Source organism: Holophagaceae bacterium, assembly GCA_016720465.1.
Lineage (GTDB): Bacteria > Acidobacteriota > Holophagae > Holophagales > Holophagaceae > JANXPB01.
In genome coordinates this window covers 421902-437502 of the sequence record JADKKO010000002.1, presented here as the reverse complement: position 1 = coordinate 437502, position 15601 = coordinate 421902, and the positions used below count along the sequence as shown (strand labels likewise).

The window sequence follows — 15601 nt, the reverse complement described above, 5'->3', positions numbered from 1 at the left end:
CCTTCCAAGGAATTCATCATGCGCATTCGTTGTCTGCTCCTTGCCGGCCTTTCGGCGGCGCTGTCCGCCCAGGACCAGGACCGCCGTCCCACGCCCATGCCCCTGCCGCCGGAGAAGAGCGCCGTGGAAAGGTCGGAAGCCGCGGGAGATTTCCATTCCTACGCCGACCCCTCCCAGGTGCTCACGACCCATATCGCCCTTGATCTGAAGGCGGATTTTGAAAAGCGCATCCTGGCGGGCACCGCGACGCTCCGGCTCAATGTCATCGGCAAAACCACGGACCATGTGGACCTGGACACCCGCGACCTGGAAATCAACCGCGCGGAAGGCTCCAGGGACGGAAAATCCTGGAAAACCGTGAACCACAGCCTCCAGGCGAGTGAGCCCATCCTGGGCTCCAGGCTCACGGTTTCCCTTCCCAGGGGAGTCCGGTTCCTCCGGGTGCACTACCGCACCAGTCCTGGCGCCAAGGGCCTTCAATGGCTGACGCCGGAGCAGACCACAGGCAAGAAATCACCCTTCATGTTCAGCCAGAGCCAGGCCATCAACGCCCGCTCCTGGGTGCCCTGCCAGGATTCCCCACGGCTCCGCGTCACCTACTCCGCGGTGATCCACACGCCAAAAAACCTCCGGGCCGTGATGAGCGCGGACAATGCTCCGAACACCCGCCGCACGGGCCTGTACCGCTTCGCCATGCCCAATCCGATTCCCACCTACCTGATGGCCATCGCCATCGGCGATCTGGATTTCCGTGCCCTGGGCAAACGCACCGGCGTCTATGCGGAGCCATCCATCCTGCCCAAGGCCGCCGCGGAACTGGAAGACACGGAAAAAATGGTCGCGGCGGCGGAACAGCTCTATGGACCCTACGCCTGGGGCCGCTACGACATCCTGATGCTGCCCCCATCCTTCCCCTACGGCGGCATGGAGAATCCCCGGCTCACCTTCGCCACGCCCACCATCCTGGCGGGCGACAAGAGCCTGGTCGCCCTCATCGCGCACGAGCTGGCCCACAGCTGGAGCGGGAACTTAGTCACCAACGCCACCTGGAGCGACGTGTGGTTGAACGAGGGCTTCACCACCTACGTGGAGCGCCGCATCGTGGAAGCCATCTATGGCCGCCGCAAGGAGGAGATGGAAGCGAGGCTTGGCCGCCAGACCTTGCAGCGCCTGTTGGACACGCTTCCGGCCGCGGACACGGCCCTCTGGTATCCCATGAAAGGCCGCGATCCGGACGAGGACACAAGCGAAATAGCATACGAAAAAGGCGCATTATTCCTCCGAACAATCGAGGAGGCCTTTGGACGCCGGACTTTCGATGCCTTCCTGCGGGGCTATTTCCGGCGCCATGCCTTTCAAAGCATCACCACCGCGGAATTCGAGGCCTACTTCCGGAAGCATTTCCTCGGGAAGTTCCCGGAGAAGAAGGAGCTCGTCCCGATCCAGGCCTGGATCTACGGCCCAGGGGTGCCGAAGGGGGCGGCCCAGCCCCAAAGCGATGCCTTCGAGACCGTCGAAGCCGTGATGAAGCCTTGGCTGGACGGGAAAAGCGCGGCTGCCTCCATCCCGACCAAGCCCTGGTCCACCCAGGAGTGGCAGCATTTCCTGCAAAAGCTGCCCGCATCCCTCAGCCTGGATCAGATGAAGGAGCTGGATGCAGCCTTCCGGTTCACGGAAGCCGGAAACGCCGAGATCGCCTTCCTCTGGCTGCAGTTCTCCATCCGCCACGGCTACGCCCCGGCGGACGCAAGGCTCCGCGCCTACCTCATCGGCATCGGCCGCCGCAAGCTCATCCTGCCGCTCTATGCGGAACTGGCCCGGACACCCGAAGGGAAAGCCCGCGCCCTGGACATTTATCGGACAGCCCGCCCCGGCTACCATCCGCTGGCGCAGAATTCCATCGACCTGGTGCTGGGGCTCAAGAACTGAGTTGGGTTTTCCATGCTGCAATGGCTGAAAAAAAGGCTTAATCCCGCCCAACGGCCCGATGATGGTTCCGAACCCGTGGAACCGCCGCTGATCTCGAACTCGCCGGGCTTCCGGGTGGATTTCGTCGCCGGAAAAACGCTCCCCGCGGGCCCGGCGGGACTCCGTTTCCACGCGAAGCTGTACCTCTGGACGCCCCTGTCGGTGCTTCAGTCCCATGGCCAGTTGGTGGCGGATGGCGAAGCCTCCAGGCTTGAGGTGATCCCACCGGAATTCGGAACCTGGCGGCGGGAGCCTGCCGCGCCGGCCGGCTGGGAACCCTTGGAAATGGATGAGGAAAGCGACGTAGGCCCCGTGAAGCCCTCCGTGATCCTGCCCTTCCTCAAAGCCTTCCGCGCCATCGCGGAAAGCGGCCAGGAACCCCTCGAACAGGCACGTAAATTCAACCGCATGCATCTGCTGAATCCCGCCTGGAAGCCCTTCGTGGAGGCGCTCATGCGGCCGAGCGAAATCCACCCAGATGGCGCGCCGGACCTCGCCTCGGTTTGGTTCTGCCCACATCTCGAAGCCAGCCTGAAGGGCGTAGGTCCAGAGTTGGCCGCGGCCCTCTATCAGGCCAGTTTCCTGACGCCGATGCAAGTCCGCGAAGCCACGGACGCCGAACTGCTGAAGGTTCCCGGAGTCAACAAGGCGACCTTGAGGCGCATGCGGCAGAATTGATGGCCAAAGGCTTTCCTCGGCTGCCCTCCACCTCTTCTCCGCTTCCCTCCGCGTGGTGTTTTTTCGGCTTCGACAACCTTCATCACCACACGCTCTTAACCGCGGCCTCGGGGAGTTGACGGCCCTCCTTGCAGCCGAAGGCTTCGTAGAATTCAGGCAGGTCCGCCACCGGACCGATCACGCGGAACCGGATGGGGCAATGGACGTCGGAGGTGATCTGCAGGCGAAGGCTTTCCGGCCGCACATTGGTGCGCCAGCCTTGGGCGAAGGCCACGAAGAACCTCTGGTCAGGAGTTAGGCCGTCGATGACTTTTAGTGACTTGTTTTTGGACGCTAGCTTATAGGCGACGTAGGATATCTTCAAGCCCCCCACATCCGCGATGTTTTCGCCCAGGCTCTGGTTGCCGTTCACGCGCAGGCCCGGCAGCGCCTCATAGGCATCGTACTGCTTCACCACCAATTCAGCCCGTTCCTTGAAAGCGGACACATCGCTGGCCGCCCACCAGTCCTTCAGGTTGCCCCGCTCGTCGTACTGGCGGCCCTGGTCGTCGAAGCCATGGGTCAGCTCATGGCCGATGGTGGAGGCAAGGGCGCCGTAGTTCACGGCATCGTCGGCCTTCTCGTCGAAGAAGGGCGGCTGGAGGATGCCCGCAGGGAAGGCCATCTCGTTGAGGCTGGGGTTGTAGTAGGCGTTGTTGGTCTGGGGCGTCATGCCCCATTCCGCGCGGTCCACGGGCCTGCCGAGCTTGGCCATGCGGCGCTCGAACTCGAAGGCCCGCGCGGCCAGCACGTTCAGCACATAGGGCTGGCGCTTGATGTCGAGCTTCGAGTAGTCGCGCCAGGTATCGGGATAGCCCACCTTGGCGCCCATGGTGTCGAGTTTGTTGAAGGCGGCCTTTTTGGTCCCCTCGCTCATCCACGGCGAATTCTGGATGCTCAGCCGCATGGCCTCTTTATGGAACGCCACCATTTCCAGCGCCCGGGCCTTGGCGGCGGGCGAGAAGGCGCGTTTCACGTAGAGCTGGCCCAGGTCTTCGCCGATGGCGGTGTCCGTGGCCTGCAGGACGCGCTTCCAGCGGGGGAGCATCTCCTTGCGGCCGGAGAGCGTGGCGCCGTAGAAAGCGAAATTCTGTTCTTCGAAAGCCCGGGGCAGTTCCGAGGCGGTCGCGTTCAGCAGATTCCAGCGCAGATAGGCCTTCCAATCGTCGAGCGGTGCCTCCCGCGTCAGCTTGGCGAAGGCTTTGAGAAATTCCGGCTGGCCCACCAGCAGGTGCGATTGCGAATCCGGCAGGCCGATGCCTTTGAAGTACGCCGCCCAATCGAATCCACGCGCGAGCCCCGCCACCTCCGCGCGCTTCAGCTTGTGGTAATTGGCGACGGGGTCCCGCAAATCCGCGAGCCGCTTGGAGGCTTCGGCGAGCCTCGTCTCCAGGGCCAGCACCCGGCCCGCGGCTGCGGCCGCGGCGGCCGGGCCATCCCCAGCCAGCACGAAGATCCGGGCGATGTGGGCGGCGTATTGGCCCCTCAGGTGCCTGGATGCGTCGTCGGCGCGGAAGTAGTACTCCCGTTCCGGCAAGCCCAGACCGCCCTGATAAAGCCGTGCGATTTCCGATGAGCTGTCCTTGTCATCGGGCGCCACGAAAAAAGCGAACCCGCCCCCCGCGCCATGGCGGTGCAGCCAGGCCAGCGCCGGCGCGATGGCCGAGGGATCCTTGATCCGTTTTATCCGGCCCATCGCATCCGAAAGCGGTGCGGTCCCCGCCTTTTCGATACCGGCCTCATCCATGCCTGATGCGTAGAAATCGCCGATGCGCTGGATGACCGATCCCTTCGGGGAGGCGGTCTCCTTGGCTGAGCTCTCCAGGATGTCCCGCAGGATGGCCCAGTTGCGGTCATCGATTTCCTGGTTCACGCCATAGGCCGCGTAGGCGGCGGGGATCGCCACCTTGTTGTAGGTCCCATTGGCGAATGCGTAGAAGTCCACGCAAGGGGTCGCGGCCCGGTCCATGTAGGCAGGATCGACGCCGATCACCGGTTTGGCGGCTTCGGCCGCCAGGAGCGCAGCGGAAGTGGAGAGCAGGATGGGGATCAGTTTCATGGAAATCTCTAGATGGAATAGCAGCCGTTGGGCGCCTTGGCCGGGCCCGGTTCACCAGATGCTGGGGCGCTCGTTTTCCGGCCGTTTCATGGCATTTCCGTCCATGCAGCCGAAGGCCGCGAAGAACTCCGGCAGGTTGGAAAGCGTCCCGATGGTGCGGTACTGGCCCGGGCTGTGGGGATCGGTGTTCAGCCTCACCCGCAGCGCTTCCGGGCGGATGACATTGCGCCAGATGACCGCGAAGTTGAGGAACAACCTCTGGGGCCCGCTGAAACCGTCGATGGGTTCCAGCCGCTTCCCGGCCTGGCTCTTCATCCAGGCCGCGTAGGCGATCTTGAGGCCGCCGAGGTCGGCGATGTTCTCGCCCAGCGTGAGTTTGCCGTTCACGTTCTGGTCCGGCAGCGCCTTGAAGGCGTCGAACTCCTTCACCACCAGGTCCGTGCGGCTTTCATAGGCCTTCCGATCCGCATCGGTCCACCAGTTCTTCAGGTTCCCCTCCGCGTCGAACTGGCTGCCCTGGTCGTCGAAGCCATGGGTCATCTCATGGCCGATGACGGTGCCGATGCCGCCGTAGTTCACCGCGTCGTCGGCCTTCGCATCGAAGAAGGGCGGCTGGAGGATGCCCGCCGGGAAGACGATCTCATTCATGGTGGGGCTGTAGTAGGCGTTCACCGTGGAAGGCGTCATGCCCCATTCCGTGCGGTCGATGGGCTGGCCCAGCTTCTCGATGTTGCGCTTCGTTTCATAGGCCCGGGCCCGCATGATGTTGCCGTAGAAATCCCCGCGCACGACCTCGATCTTGGAAGCATCCTTCCATTTGTCGGGGTAGCCGACCTTCACGCCGAAGGCCGCCAGCTTCTTCAAGGCCTGCTGCTTGGTGTCCTCGCCCATCCAGGGCAGGGCCACGATTTTTTCTTTGAGCGCGGCACGGAGATTCTCGATGAGCGCCAGCATTTTCTGTTTGGCTTCGGGGCTGAAGGCCTTCCTCACGTAGAGCTGGCCGGCGGCTTCGCCCAGCGCCGATGGCGTGTCGAGCACCGCCTGGACGCGCTTCCAGCGATCCTGCTGCTGGGGAATTCCGTTCAGGGTGCGGCTGTTGAAATCGAAAGCTTCATCCACGAAGGCTTGGGAAAGGTACGGCGCCGCCGAACTCACCGCGTGCCAGCGCAGGTAGGCCCTCCATTCCGGCAGCGTGATCTGCTCCGCCAGCACGCCGAACTCCTTGAAAAAACCCGGCTGGCGGACATTCAGGTCCACGAGCTGCTTGATCCCCCGGCCCTTGAAGTAGGCGCTCCAATCGAACTGCGGCGCGAGCTTCACCAGCTCGGACACCGGCATCTTGTGGTAGGTCTTCTGGGGATCGCGCTGTTCCACGCGGGTGAGGGAGGCCTTGGCCAGCCGCGTTTCCACCAGCAGCACCGAATCCGCATGGGCGCCTGCGTCCTGGGGATCCTCGCCCACGAGCACCATCATCCGGGCCACGTGCGCGAGGTACTTGGCCCTTAAGTCCTTGGATTTCGCATCGTCCTTGGTGTAGTAGTCGCGGTCCGGCAGCCCAAGGCCGCCCTGGTTGAGCTGGACGATGTACTGGGTGCTGTTCTTGGCGTCCTGGCTGACGCCGAGGCCGAAACCGCCGCCCCCGGCCCGGGCCCCGTGGAAGGCCGCCAGCACGGGCGCCAGATCCTTGGGGCCGCGCATGGCCTCGATGCGGTCCAACCATGGTTTCAAGGGCGCGGCGCCCAGTTTTTCGATGGCGGCCAGGTCCATGCCCGATGCGTAGAAATCGCCGACCTTCTGTTCGATGGAACCCTTCTTCCAATCCGTGCTTTTGGAGGTCTCCTCCAGGATGGCGTGCAGGGCGTCCCGATTGCGGTCCGCCAGTTCCTCGAAACTGCCGAACCGAGCCTTGTCGGGAGGGATGGTGGAGCGCTTGAGCCATCCGCCGTTGGCGAACTGGTAGAAGTCATCGCAGGGCCGCACGGAAAGATCGAGGTTGGCCGGATCGATGGCCTTTGAAGCGTTTCCTGGCGCCGGGCTTTGGGCCGCCAGCGTCGTGGCGAGCAGTCCGAGGGAAAGGAGTGCCGGATGCAGTCTGGACATTGAAACCTCGTTAGATGAGGGGTAAAGCGTAGCACCCAATTCGATGGCGCTCCATGGCCGGAAACCGGACTTCGGGCCACAGACTAGGCAAGACGGGCCAACCCTGGGCCATACCAGAACATTCTAGATCGGGGACGTCGCACGGGGCAGTCTGCGGAACGAGCTTCCCCGCAGCGCGGCGACACCCTCAGGCAATCATCGGCGCGGGGTTGGATTCGAGGTAGAGCAGTGCCGCTTAGCTTCTGGCCTTGGCCCCGCCATCAAAGCTGCGGGAAGAGAAATTCCCAGTCTCTACGCCGATGACACCCTTCTTCAAAGTCGGCGGTATCCAAGGGAGACGTGAGTCGCCAACGGCGGGACTTGCTTTTTCCGCACCTGCCTTCATGCCCATTCCCTCTTTGAATATTCTAGCGCGGAACCGGAACAAAATAAATGGAAGCGATGGCCTCAGAACCTGCTTAAAAACAGGCCTGCGTTCAACCCGCGCAGCAGGACGCAACCGCAATCCAGATAGGCCGCCGCGGCATTGTCCGGAGCCAGGTCCACCAGGATTTTCGACATCCGGGAGGCCACGAGGCATCTGCTGGCGACGGGGTGGTTCGAGATGTCTTCCAGGGCTGCCAGGAGCCCGGGCCGCTCCGCCAGGACCCTGAGGCCGAGATCCGAAGCCTGAAGGCCGAGAGCTCGTGACTGGAGGATCCTGTCCGGCATGCGCCCCGCCATGGCCCTGCGGATGAGCATGCGGTCCTGGCCGCGGGACCGGGATTGGGAGTCGGGCAGGCGCAGGCAGAATTCGATGACCCGTCGGTCCGCCGTTGGATCCCGGACCTCAAGCCCGTGGGCGGCGCCGAGTTCGTGCCAGATCGCGCCGACGCCATTGCGCCCAAGTCCGAGGATGACCAGATTCTCGGGCTCCGGAAAACTTCCGAAGGTCGGGTCATGCCCATCCTCGGCCATCCTGGCCGCCATCTGCAATTCCCGGGAGAGCGCAGGCGACAGGGCCGACTCCGAAAGCCAGAGCTCCTGAGCCATCGCCCGCCTGCGGCGGAATACCTGCAGGGTGGGCCTGATGGCCGGCCTCAACACCTGTTGCCTGAATATCCGCCAGGGATTCGGTTCGGAGCTGGAAAGCGCCCGCCACGCCTCGCGGAGGTTGCCCTTGAACAGGCTGGACCAGAACCACGAGGCTTCGCCGCAGTTGGAAACCGTCGCGTTGCCCTGCTGTCCGGTGAGGACCACGCCCAATCCCCGGTCCCGCGCCAGGTTCAGGAGCGCCAGCATCCAGTGGTAGTTCGCGCCAGCATGGCCCGGGCCGTCGTGGATCTCCACCTGGCGATGGAGGGAGTCCAGGATCCCAAAGCCCTGGGCGTCCACAGGAAGGTGGGCGCCCACCCCAGCCACGAGGGCCGTGGCATGGGCCAGTTCCCATTCATTCCCGATCTGGTGGGGCCGGAGGGCTGACTGGACATCGAATCGGGGCACCGACGTGAATGCTTCCAATTCCATCCCCCTCCCCCGCAGCAGGGGACCCGCCAGGGCCACGACGGAACCTGAGTCAAGCCCCCCGCTGAGGGTGGCACCCACAGGTTTCGCGCTGCGGAGGCGAGCCTTCACCGCGGAACCGTAGACTTCCAGGAACTGCTCCAAGTAGTCCTCGCTTCTTGGAAGCCACAAAGGCCCCGCGGATTCGGGGAACCAGTACCTGCGCGGCCCGGCGCCGGACCGGGACACCTTCAGGAGGTGGGCGGGAGGAAGGGACTTGAGGTCCTCATAGGCAGTGCGGAACCCGTCTCCGGACCAGGAAGTGAGGATCTGGGCCACCTTGAACAAATCGGGACGCTTCGGCGTGTCGGAATGGGCCAACAGCGCCTTCAGGCTGGTGGCGAAGACCAGGCGATGGGCATCCTGGTGCCAGTAGAGGCCGGTGTTGCCGTGGTGGTCCCGGGCCACCAGGAGGCGCTGTTCCCGGTCATCCCACACCGCGAAGGACCAGTCGCCCGCCAGATGGTCGACGCAGGCCTCGCCCCATCTCCGGTGCGCGCGAAGGATCAGCGCGCTGTCCGGCATTTCGGCGGCTTCGACAGCCGGAATTCCGAAGGCCTCCAGGAGTTCATCCCGGTTGTCCAGGCGCCCGGCGGCGACCAGCGTTTCGTTTTCTGCCGCGAGGGGCTGAGATTCGAAGGCGTCCTCCGGCGTCACGTGCCGGAGGCGGCTGCCGAGCCCGACCCGGGCGCCCGGGCCTTCCCCCAGCCAGATGCCTCCGCCGTCGGCCCCATAAAAAGCCATGGCTTCGGACATGCAATCGAGGTCTGACCGGCGCACGGGGGCCTCATCGAAACGGAAGATGCCGAAGATGCCGCTCATGGAATAGGCCTGGAGAATCGGCAGAGCACACGGTAGTCCGCATGGCCTGCCTCGCCGGTGACGATGAAAGCCCCGCAACGCAGCCAGGCGTGGGCGCTGAATGGCGCTTGGGGATCCTTCTTCACGCCGAAATACACAGTCGACGGAATGCCGCGCTTCCACAGCATCCGATAACCCGCCATGGCCTGGGCGAGGCAGCGGCTGTCCCAGGGCACGCGGCTGGCCGTGGCCTGGATCGCCCAGGCGATGTCCGCCGCCACCTGCCCTTGCGCTTCCGGAATTTCGGCAGCGCTGTCGGTGTCCATCTCGCCCAACCCGGCCGCCAGGCGCCGGAAGGGGACGAAAGCGAGGGCGGCCCGGGCCAGGAACAGGCTGGCCAGCGCCTCCCTCAACAACCGCCGCCTGGCGGGCGGAAGGGCCCGGTAGCGGCGCCAATCCATGGCGGGCAGGGCCATCAAGGATCAGCCACCAGCAGCCCCTCCCGCCGCATCTCGTCGATGAAGGGCCGAATCTCCACCGCGCACTGACCGGGGTCCACCTGGTATTCCTTCGCCAACTGCTCGCCCAGGCTGGATAGCGTGCGGGGGGTTGCCAGCAGCTCCCAGATCCGCCGGGCCGTGCCCTCCAGACCGTAGTAGCTGCCGGATTCGAGGCTCATCAGGACCGTCTCGTCGTGCAGGTCCGCAGAAAGGGGCTTGGCCGAGCGGGCCAGGATGGTGTCAGGGCGCAAAGGTTGCATCAGGGTTCCAGGGACTTGGAGGGGCGGGACCACCCTTCCCACCCATGTTCAAGCCAACGGACGAGCGTGTCGAGGTGGGCCGCATCCCGTCGCCGGGATAGCTGGACGACTTCCGCCGACCGGGCGATCTCCCCCGCCAGCCGCAGCACTTCCCCGCGGGTCTGCATTCCCTGCAAAAAGTAGGGGCGGTACAGGTTGTCTGCCAGGGCCTGGATGCTCTCGAAGCCCCGGAGCGCGACCAGCGTTGGATCCCCGCTATCCGCATCCATCAACAGGTGCACGATGCCCAGGGGCACTGGCGCCGAAGCGTGGCCTTCACCCAGAGGAAGAACGAATTTGTCCACATCGAAGCGGGACGGGGGCGCAGATGAACCCGCTCCATAGAGCCGATCCACCGCGTCTGATTTCAGCCGCAGATGGGGGAAGGCTGGCAGCACCTGGAGCCTTCCGCCGCCATCCCGCGCGATAGCGCAGACATCATCGGCGATCAACCGCTGCCCGGCGCGATGGAAGTGGGCCGCCAGGGTGGATTTGCCGATGCCCGAAGGCCCCACGAACACCATGGCCCCCCAGGGCGTTTCCACCGCGCTGCCATGGAGGGAGAAGATGCCCCTTTGATATAGCAGGGCTCCCATGGCCGAACCCAACAAGAAGACCCGGACCTCGGCCGGGTCCGCGGAGTGTGCAGGATCGACAAAGATCCGCCGCCCCTCCTCGACCTGATACACCGCAATATCCTTCACCTCCATGCGGAAGGCCGAAGGAGAGACCTGCCACCAGGCATCCGAGTGCGTGGCATCGGGCAGGCTTGGCAGGGCTTCGAGGACCGAAACCACCACATCAGGAATCCCTGTTCCCGCAGCCCGGCCTTCGAGTTCTGGGAACTCGATCTCGGAAGCGATGTTCAGCTCATAGGCCCGGTAATGGAACACTCGCTCCTCGAATCCACCGGCCGAGGAGCCAAACCGAGCCTGCCCACGACGCCGATCATCAAATTCTGCTGGAAGTATACGACGCGCCAACACGGCGCTCCCGATCAGCTCCGGTGGGGCCACCGCAAGGCCCCCGATGAAAGGGCTCCCGGAGGGCTGAAGCGAGCGGCCCTCCGGGTGGATCCTACTGGTTGATCGTGATGGAAGCTCGGCCGCCGTTGAACTCGGGCCGGTCGTTGGATCGGGGTGCGAGGATGCTCGGCGCGGAGCCACCGGGCCCGATGATCGGGGTGACCGTGAAGATATTGATCGCGTTGAAGACATCCCAGAGCACCGAGGGGCTGGTCCGGCAATCCACGCCGATGCCGTAGGTGCCCGGCTGGGTGGTCGCGGGCATGGTGTAACTGTTTCCCACGCCATAATCCTGCACCATGGTCCAGCCGAGGTTGTCGTCGATGTAGAACCAGAATTGGTACTGGTAGGCGGCGGCTGGAGCAGGGGCGCCACCGACTATGGCGACGGAGCCGGAGCCTACTGCCGTGAAGGTGACAGCAGTCCCGGTGGGCACAGGCAGGGCTGGGCTGGGTGTGATGCTGACGGCAGTAGCAGGCGTGTACCGGCGGTTGACTGTCAGTTTTGCCCCGGCGCAAATAACGGGAACACTGGCGCTTGAAGACGTGGTGACCCGGCAGTCGTAAATGCTGCCAGACAAGCTTTCAGAAGTCGGATTGATGGTGAGCGTGGAATTCATCTTGTTGTTGGTGGTCGAAGCCACTGTGACGACCGCCCCGGTATAGGGGGCTACGTTCGTGAGGTTCACGCCGTTCTTGCGCCACTGGAAGGTGAAGGTCCTGCCAGAAGCATCGACGCGGCCGCCGCCTGCCGTGACCGTGAAGGAAGCGCTTGTGGGAGCATTCACCGTCACATCCACGGGGTTTGTGCAAATGTTTGGAGCCACATTGCCCTGATTTGACTGACTAATAACGGTGGCGTTGTTGCTTGTGGTGCTGCAACCGGCGGAGTTGGTGACCACGCAGGCGAACGTGCCTGCGGTTGCACCACGGGCATTCGTGATGCTAAGCGTGGCCCCGGTGGCCCCGGCGACCACCCATGTGGATGGGGTCTGGGTGCCGTTCACCAGGTTCGTTCCGTTACGGGTCCACCGATAAGTAAGGCCCGAACCTGATGCAACCACTGAAAGGGTGAAAGCGTTTCCAGTGGCGTACTCTGTGTTAGGCGGGTGGGTGGTGATCAACGGCGGCGCGGCCCCAGCACTGGTCATGGTTGCGATGCTGCTGACGGTTGTTCCGGCGCAGTTGGTGGCCGCGAGCGTATAGTCGCCAGCGCTGGCGCAAGTGGTAGAGGAGAGTGTGAGGGTAGGAGTTGTGGCGCCGGAAATCCCACCACCATTGACGAGATTCACGCCATTGCGCCGCCACTGGTAGGTTGCGGCGGGATAGGTGCTGGGGACCGTTGCGCTCAGGCTGAAGCCTGCGGGCGGGGTGAAAGATCCGCCCGTGGGCTGCACACTGATGATAGGTGCCGAGTAGGTGGGTGTGGGCCCCACCTGCCAGATGCCCCGCCCATAGATGGAGGCCCGGAGGAAGGAGCTGGTGGGATGGATGTAGAGGTCGGATACCAGGGCCTGGGGCAGGCCGGCGCCAAAGAGGCTCCAGTTGGCGCCCTGATCGGTGGTGCGGTAGACGCCGAGCCAGGTGGCCGCATAAAGCGTGTTGGCATCGCCGGGATCGGCCACGATTTTGACCACCGGCAAATCAGGCAGTCCATTCTCAGAGGCCGCCCAATTAGCGCCGCCATCCGTGGATTTGACCACATGGATGGAGTCCGCCCCGGTGGATTCTGAACACGCGAATAGGGTGTTGTTGTCCACCCAGGCCACGCTGGAATTGAAGCCCTGCCAAGTGCGGGCACCGGACGCGGGAACCGTCCCGATAAGATCCCGGGCGGTCCAGAGACTGCCGGCGTTGGTGGTGGTGATCACGTAGCCGGCATTGCAGGCCGCGGCAATGCGGTTGCCATCCGTGGGGTGCAGTCCCACCCCGTGGCTAACGGCCCGAACGCCTACCTGAGAGCCAGGACCCGTGGGCGACGGCAAGGTGCCGAGGGAGGTCCAGTTGCCGCCGCCGGAAGTCATGAAGATCTTCTTTGAATTCGTGCCAGCGCCGGTGTTGCTGTAGGTGTAGAAGACAGTGCCCGTGGGGTCGGCACCGAAGGGTGCGGTAATGATGGGGGTGACGAAGTAGTAGCTGGCCCCGCTCAGGGTGCCAAGCCCGCCTGAAAAGTTAGGTGTAAACGGGGGGATACCAAATTTCGATTGGTCATCCGGCGGATTTGAGGTGCAGCGATAGATGTTGTTATAGACGTATGAACTGAGGGAAGCAGCATTGGTCGCCTGGCTCCAGCCCACGCCGAAGCCGTCGCCGCCATTGGTCTGGTCGAAGACCGACGTAGCTCCAATGCGGTTGTGGGTGCCATTGTCCTGCAGGCCCATGAGCACGCTGTTGGCATCGCAGTTGTTTAGGGGGCCGGAAGCCATGGCGAAAACCAGGTGGCTGATGATGCCCACGTTCTTGGTGTCATCCCAGGTTGTTCCGCCATTCGTTGAGACGAAGAGCCCGCCATCGTTGCCGATGAAGATGCGGTGGGTGCCCCCCGCGTCCGATGTCGCCGCGCAGTGGAAGTCCGCATGGGCATAGGGGAGGCCGAACTGGGCAAGCCAGTTGGTGAGCACTTTCCACTGGGTGGCCGCAGAGCCCCCCGTGGCGCCGCCATTGGTGTTCTTGGCCAAGCTTAATTGCCCGCCCACATAGACCGTGTTGCGGGCGCCGTCGATGGGATCCACCAACAGGAGATGGTTGTACCAGGGTTGCTGCTGCATATAGTCGTTGTCGCCCTGTTCTGCGTTCGGGTTCGAGGGGGCAGTGCTGGTATCCGTGGCGGTCCCGGTCCAGGTCTGCCCACCATTGGTGGAACGGAACAGGTCCAACTGGGCGCCATCGCCCGTATCGGCCGCGAAGCAGTAGACGATGAGTTCTCCCGGGGCGGCGCTGGCGAGGGTCATGCGGCCGGCGCCGACGATCGGACCTGTAATTGGTGACCAGATTGCACCGCCATCGGTGCTTCGCAGAATCGAGCCCGCGGTGCCATTGACGAAATCCTCGGTGGAGGCGATCCAGGTGTTCGCTCCAGTGCGCACGAGGCTCCACACATACTTGCCGTTGAAGACCGCGTTGTTGACCAGAGTGAAGGTGGCGCCGCTGTTCGTGGACCGGAACAGCCCGACGTTGGTGCCCACCAGGACGATATCGCTGGCCCCGGTGTCATCGACCTTGAGATCCAGGATCTTGGTGGCGGTGTAGGTGGTGGGGCCCACGGTTCCCGTCAATTGGATGGCCGGAGACCAGGTGTTTCCGGCATCCGAGGATTTCACGACGAAACCGCCGACGCCATTGTCGAAGGCATCCCCCAGCCCCAGATAGAGCGTGGCGCCGGTTCCGCTCTTGATCTTGCCGAAGGCGGCGGCGCCCCCCATATCGCTTCCCACCCGATCGGTGAGGCAGCGCCAGGTCGGGGTGGTGTCCAGGAGGTCGGTGGTCTTCCATAGACCGCCGCCGGAGGTAAGCACATAGAGGATGTTGGCGTTGGCTGGATCCGGGAGGATGGTGCGCAGGCGCCCGCTATTCACTCTGTTCAGCGTGATCCCGTTCTGGATCTTGTTGGATTTGGTTGGTCCGAGATTGGTCCAGGTAGTCCCGGCGACCGCCAGGGGGAGCGCGATGCCTTCCGGAAGCATTCTCGGTGCATCGCCCTCGGGGTGGAACTGGTCCGGGTAGAGCAACCGTTGCAGCTCCGCTTCGCGCATGAGCCGCGCCATGAACTCGGGTGTGAGATCGCCGCCCAGCCGTTCCCGCCACCAGTCCAGGCGGCCGGCGGCATTGTCGATCTTGGGCTTCTTGCCGCTCTTGTCGATTTTGGAATTTGACCCGGTCAGGTCACCCGTGGAGACCACGATGTCCTGGGAAGGGAGCGACCCGCGGCTGGAGGCTTCAAGGGTCTCCTGCGGCGCCAGTTCCTGGGGCAGGAGGGCATTGCCGCCGAAAAGGGCCGAGGCCGCGCCGAAAGCAGCAAGGGTGAAGAGTGCGCGTGGGTTGAACATGATTTCCTCGGGAAGCTCAGGAAAGGTGGGGGTGACCGTGGAACCGAGGGGCTCGCCCTCCAATGGAGGGGTGACCCATCAAGAGCGGCTTGGCGCCTTGGGGTGTGGAAGGTGTGACGGGCGGCACTGGAAAGACCGGTTCGAGGCGGAAGATTGAACCTGATGGAAGTCCGAAGAATTGGACCCGCAGGGCAAAATAAGCCTACAGTAATCTACGTTTTTTCCTTGGTACCAACAAGGGTAATTGTCTCATGAAATTTACCTGTCAAGGGCCGAAAATGGCCCGCGGACCCATCCGGGAGGATTCAAAAGCCGGAGCGCAATGGTCGGGAACCGACCGCCACAAGGATCCACTCGCCGTGGCGATAATATCGTTATCATAACTATTATAAATACTTACAAACAATTAATCGGACCGGATTTCAGCCAATGTGCCAAGAAATCCTTTCAGGTTCTACTTCGGGGTCGCCGACGGTTCCCGGCCAGGACCCAAGCCAACCAACTAGGAAATTAAATGCATTAATATTTCGGGTATCGGGAATATG

9 protein-coding genes are annotated in these 15601 nt (G+C 63.6%); 2 read left to right on the top strand and 7 right to left on the bottom strand.

The window, feature by feature from the left end:
* Window positions 1-18: 18 nt before the first annotated feature.
* Both IPQ13_06165 and IPQ13_06160 read left to right on the top strand, forming a co-directional pair.
* The gene (locus IPQ13_06165) at window positions 19-1929 is read left to right on the top strand and encodes a M1 family metallopeptidase (GenBank protein ID MBL0210484.1); all 1911 of its coding nucleotides are present in this window, start codon (window positions 19-21) and stop codon (window positions 1927-1929) included.
* 12 nt (window positions 1930-1941) lie between these two features.
* The gene (locus IPQ13_06160; protein MBL0210483.1) at window positions 1942-2646 is read left to right on the top strand and encodes a helix-hairpin-helix domain-containing protein; all 705 of its coding nucleotides are present in this window, start codon (window positions 1942-1944) and stop codon (window positions 2644-2646) included.
* Window positions 2647-2728: 82 nt separating this feature from the next.
* Here IPQ13_06160 and IPQ13_06155 read toward each other — a convergent pair whose 3' ends face one another.
* The 7 genes from IPQ13_06155 to IPQ13_06125 form a co-directional block, all read right to left on the bottom strand.
* Window positions 2729-4744 (bottom strand): M13 family metallopeptidase, encoded by a 2016-nt coding sequence (locus tag IPQ13_06155; GenBank protein MBL0210482.1) that lies wholly within the window; start codon window positions 4742-4744, stop codon window positions 2729-2731.
* Between the two features lie 51 nt (window positions 4745-4795).
* Entirely contained in the window at window positions 4796-6844 is a 2049-nt protein-coding gene (locus IPQ13_06150) for a M13 family metallopeptidase (GenBank protein MBL0210481.1), read from the bottom strand.
* Window positions 6845-7291: 447 nt separating this feature from the next.
* Window positions 7292-9208, bottom strand: a complete 1917-nt coding sequence (locus IPQ13_06145; GenBank protein MBL0210480.1) for a hypothetical protein — start codon at window positions 9206-9208, stop codon at window positions 7292-7294.
* Window positions 9205-9663, bottom strand: a complete 459-nt coding sequence (locus IPQ13_06140) for a lasso peptide biosynthesis B2 protein (protein MBL0210479.1) — start codon at window positions 9661-9663, stop codon at window positions 9205-9207. Before IPQ13_06140 ends, IPQ13_06145 begins: the two co-directional genes overlap by 4 nt.
* Window positions 9663-9947 carry a PqqD family protein gene (locus IPQ13_06135; protein ID MBL0210478.1) on the bottom strand — a complete coding sequence of 95 codons (285 nt, stop codon included), beginning with the start codon at window positions 9945-9947 and terminating at the stop codon, window positions 9663-9665. Before IPQ13_06135 ends, IPQ13_06140 begins: the two co-directional genes overlap by 1 nt.
* The gene (locus tag IPQ13_06130; GenBank protein ID MBL0210477.1) at window positions 9947-10879 is read right to left on the bottom strand and encodes a hypothetical protein; all 933 of its coding nucleotides are present in this window, start codon (window positions 10877-10879) and stop codon (window positions 9947-9949) included. The genes IPQ13_06135 and IPQ13_06130 overlap by 1 nt, the downstream gene beginning before the upstream one ends.
* Before the next feature lie 184 nt (window positions 10880-11063).
* On the bottom strand, window positions 11064-15056 hold the full coding sequence (locus IPQ13_06125) for an immunoglobulin domain-containing protein (protein ID MBL0210476.1): 3993 nt from the start codon (window positions 15054-15056) through the stop codon (window positions 11064-11066).
* Window positions 15057-15601 lie beyond the last annotated feature (545 nt).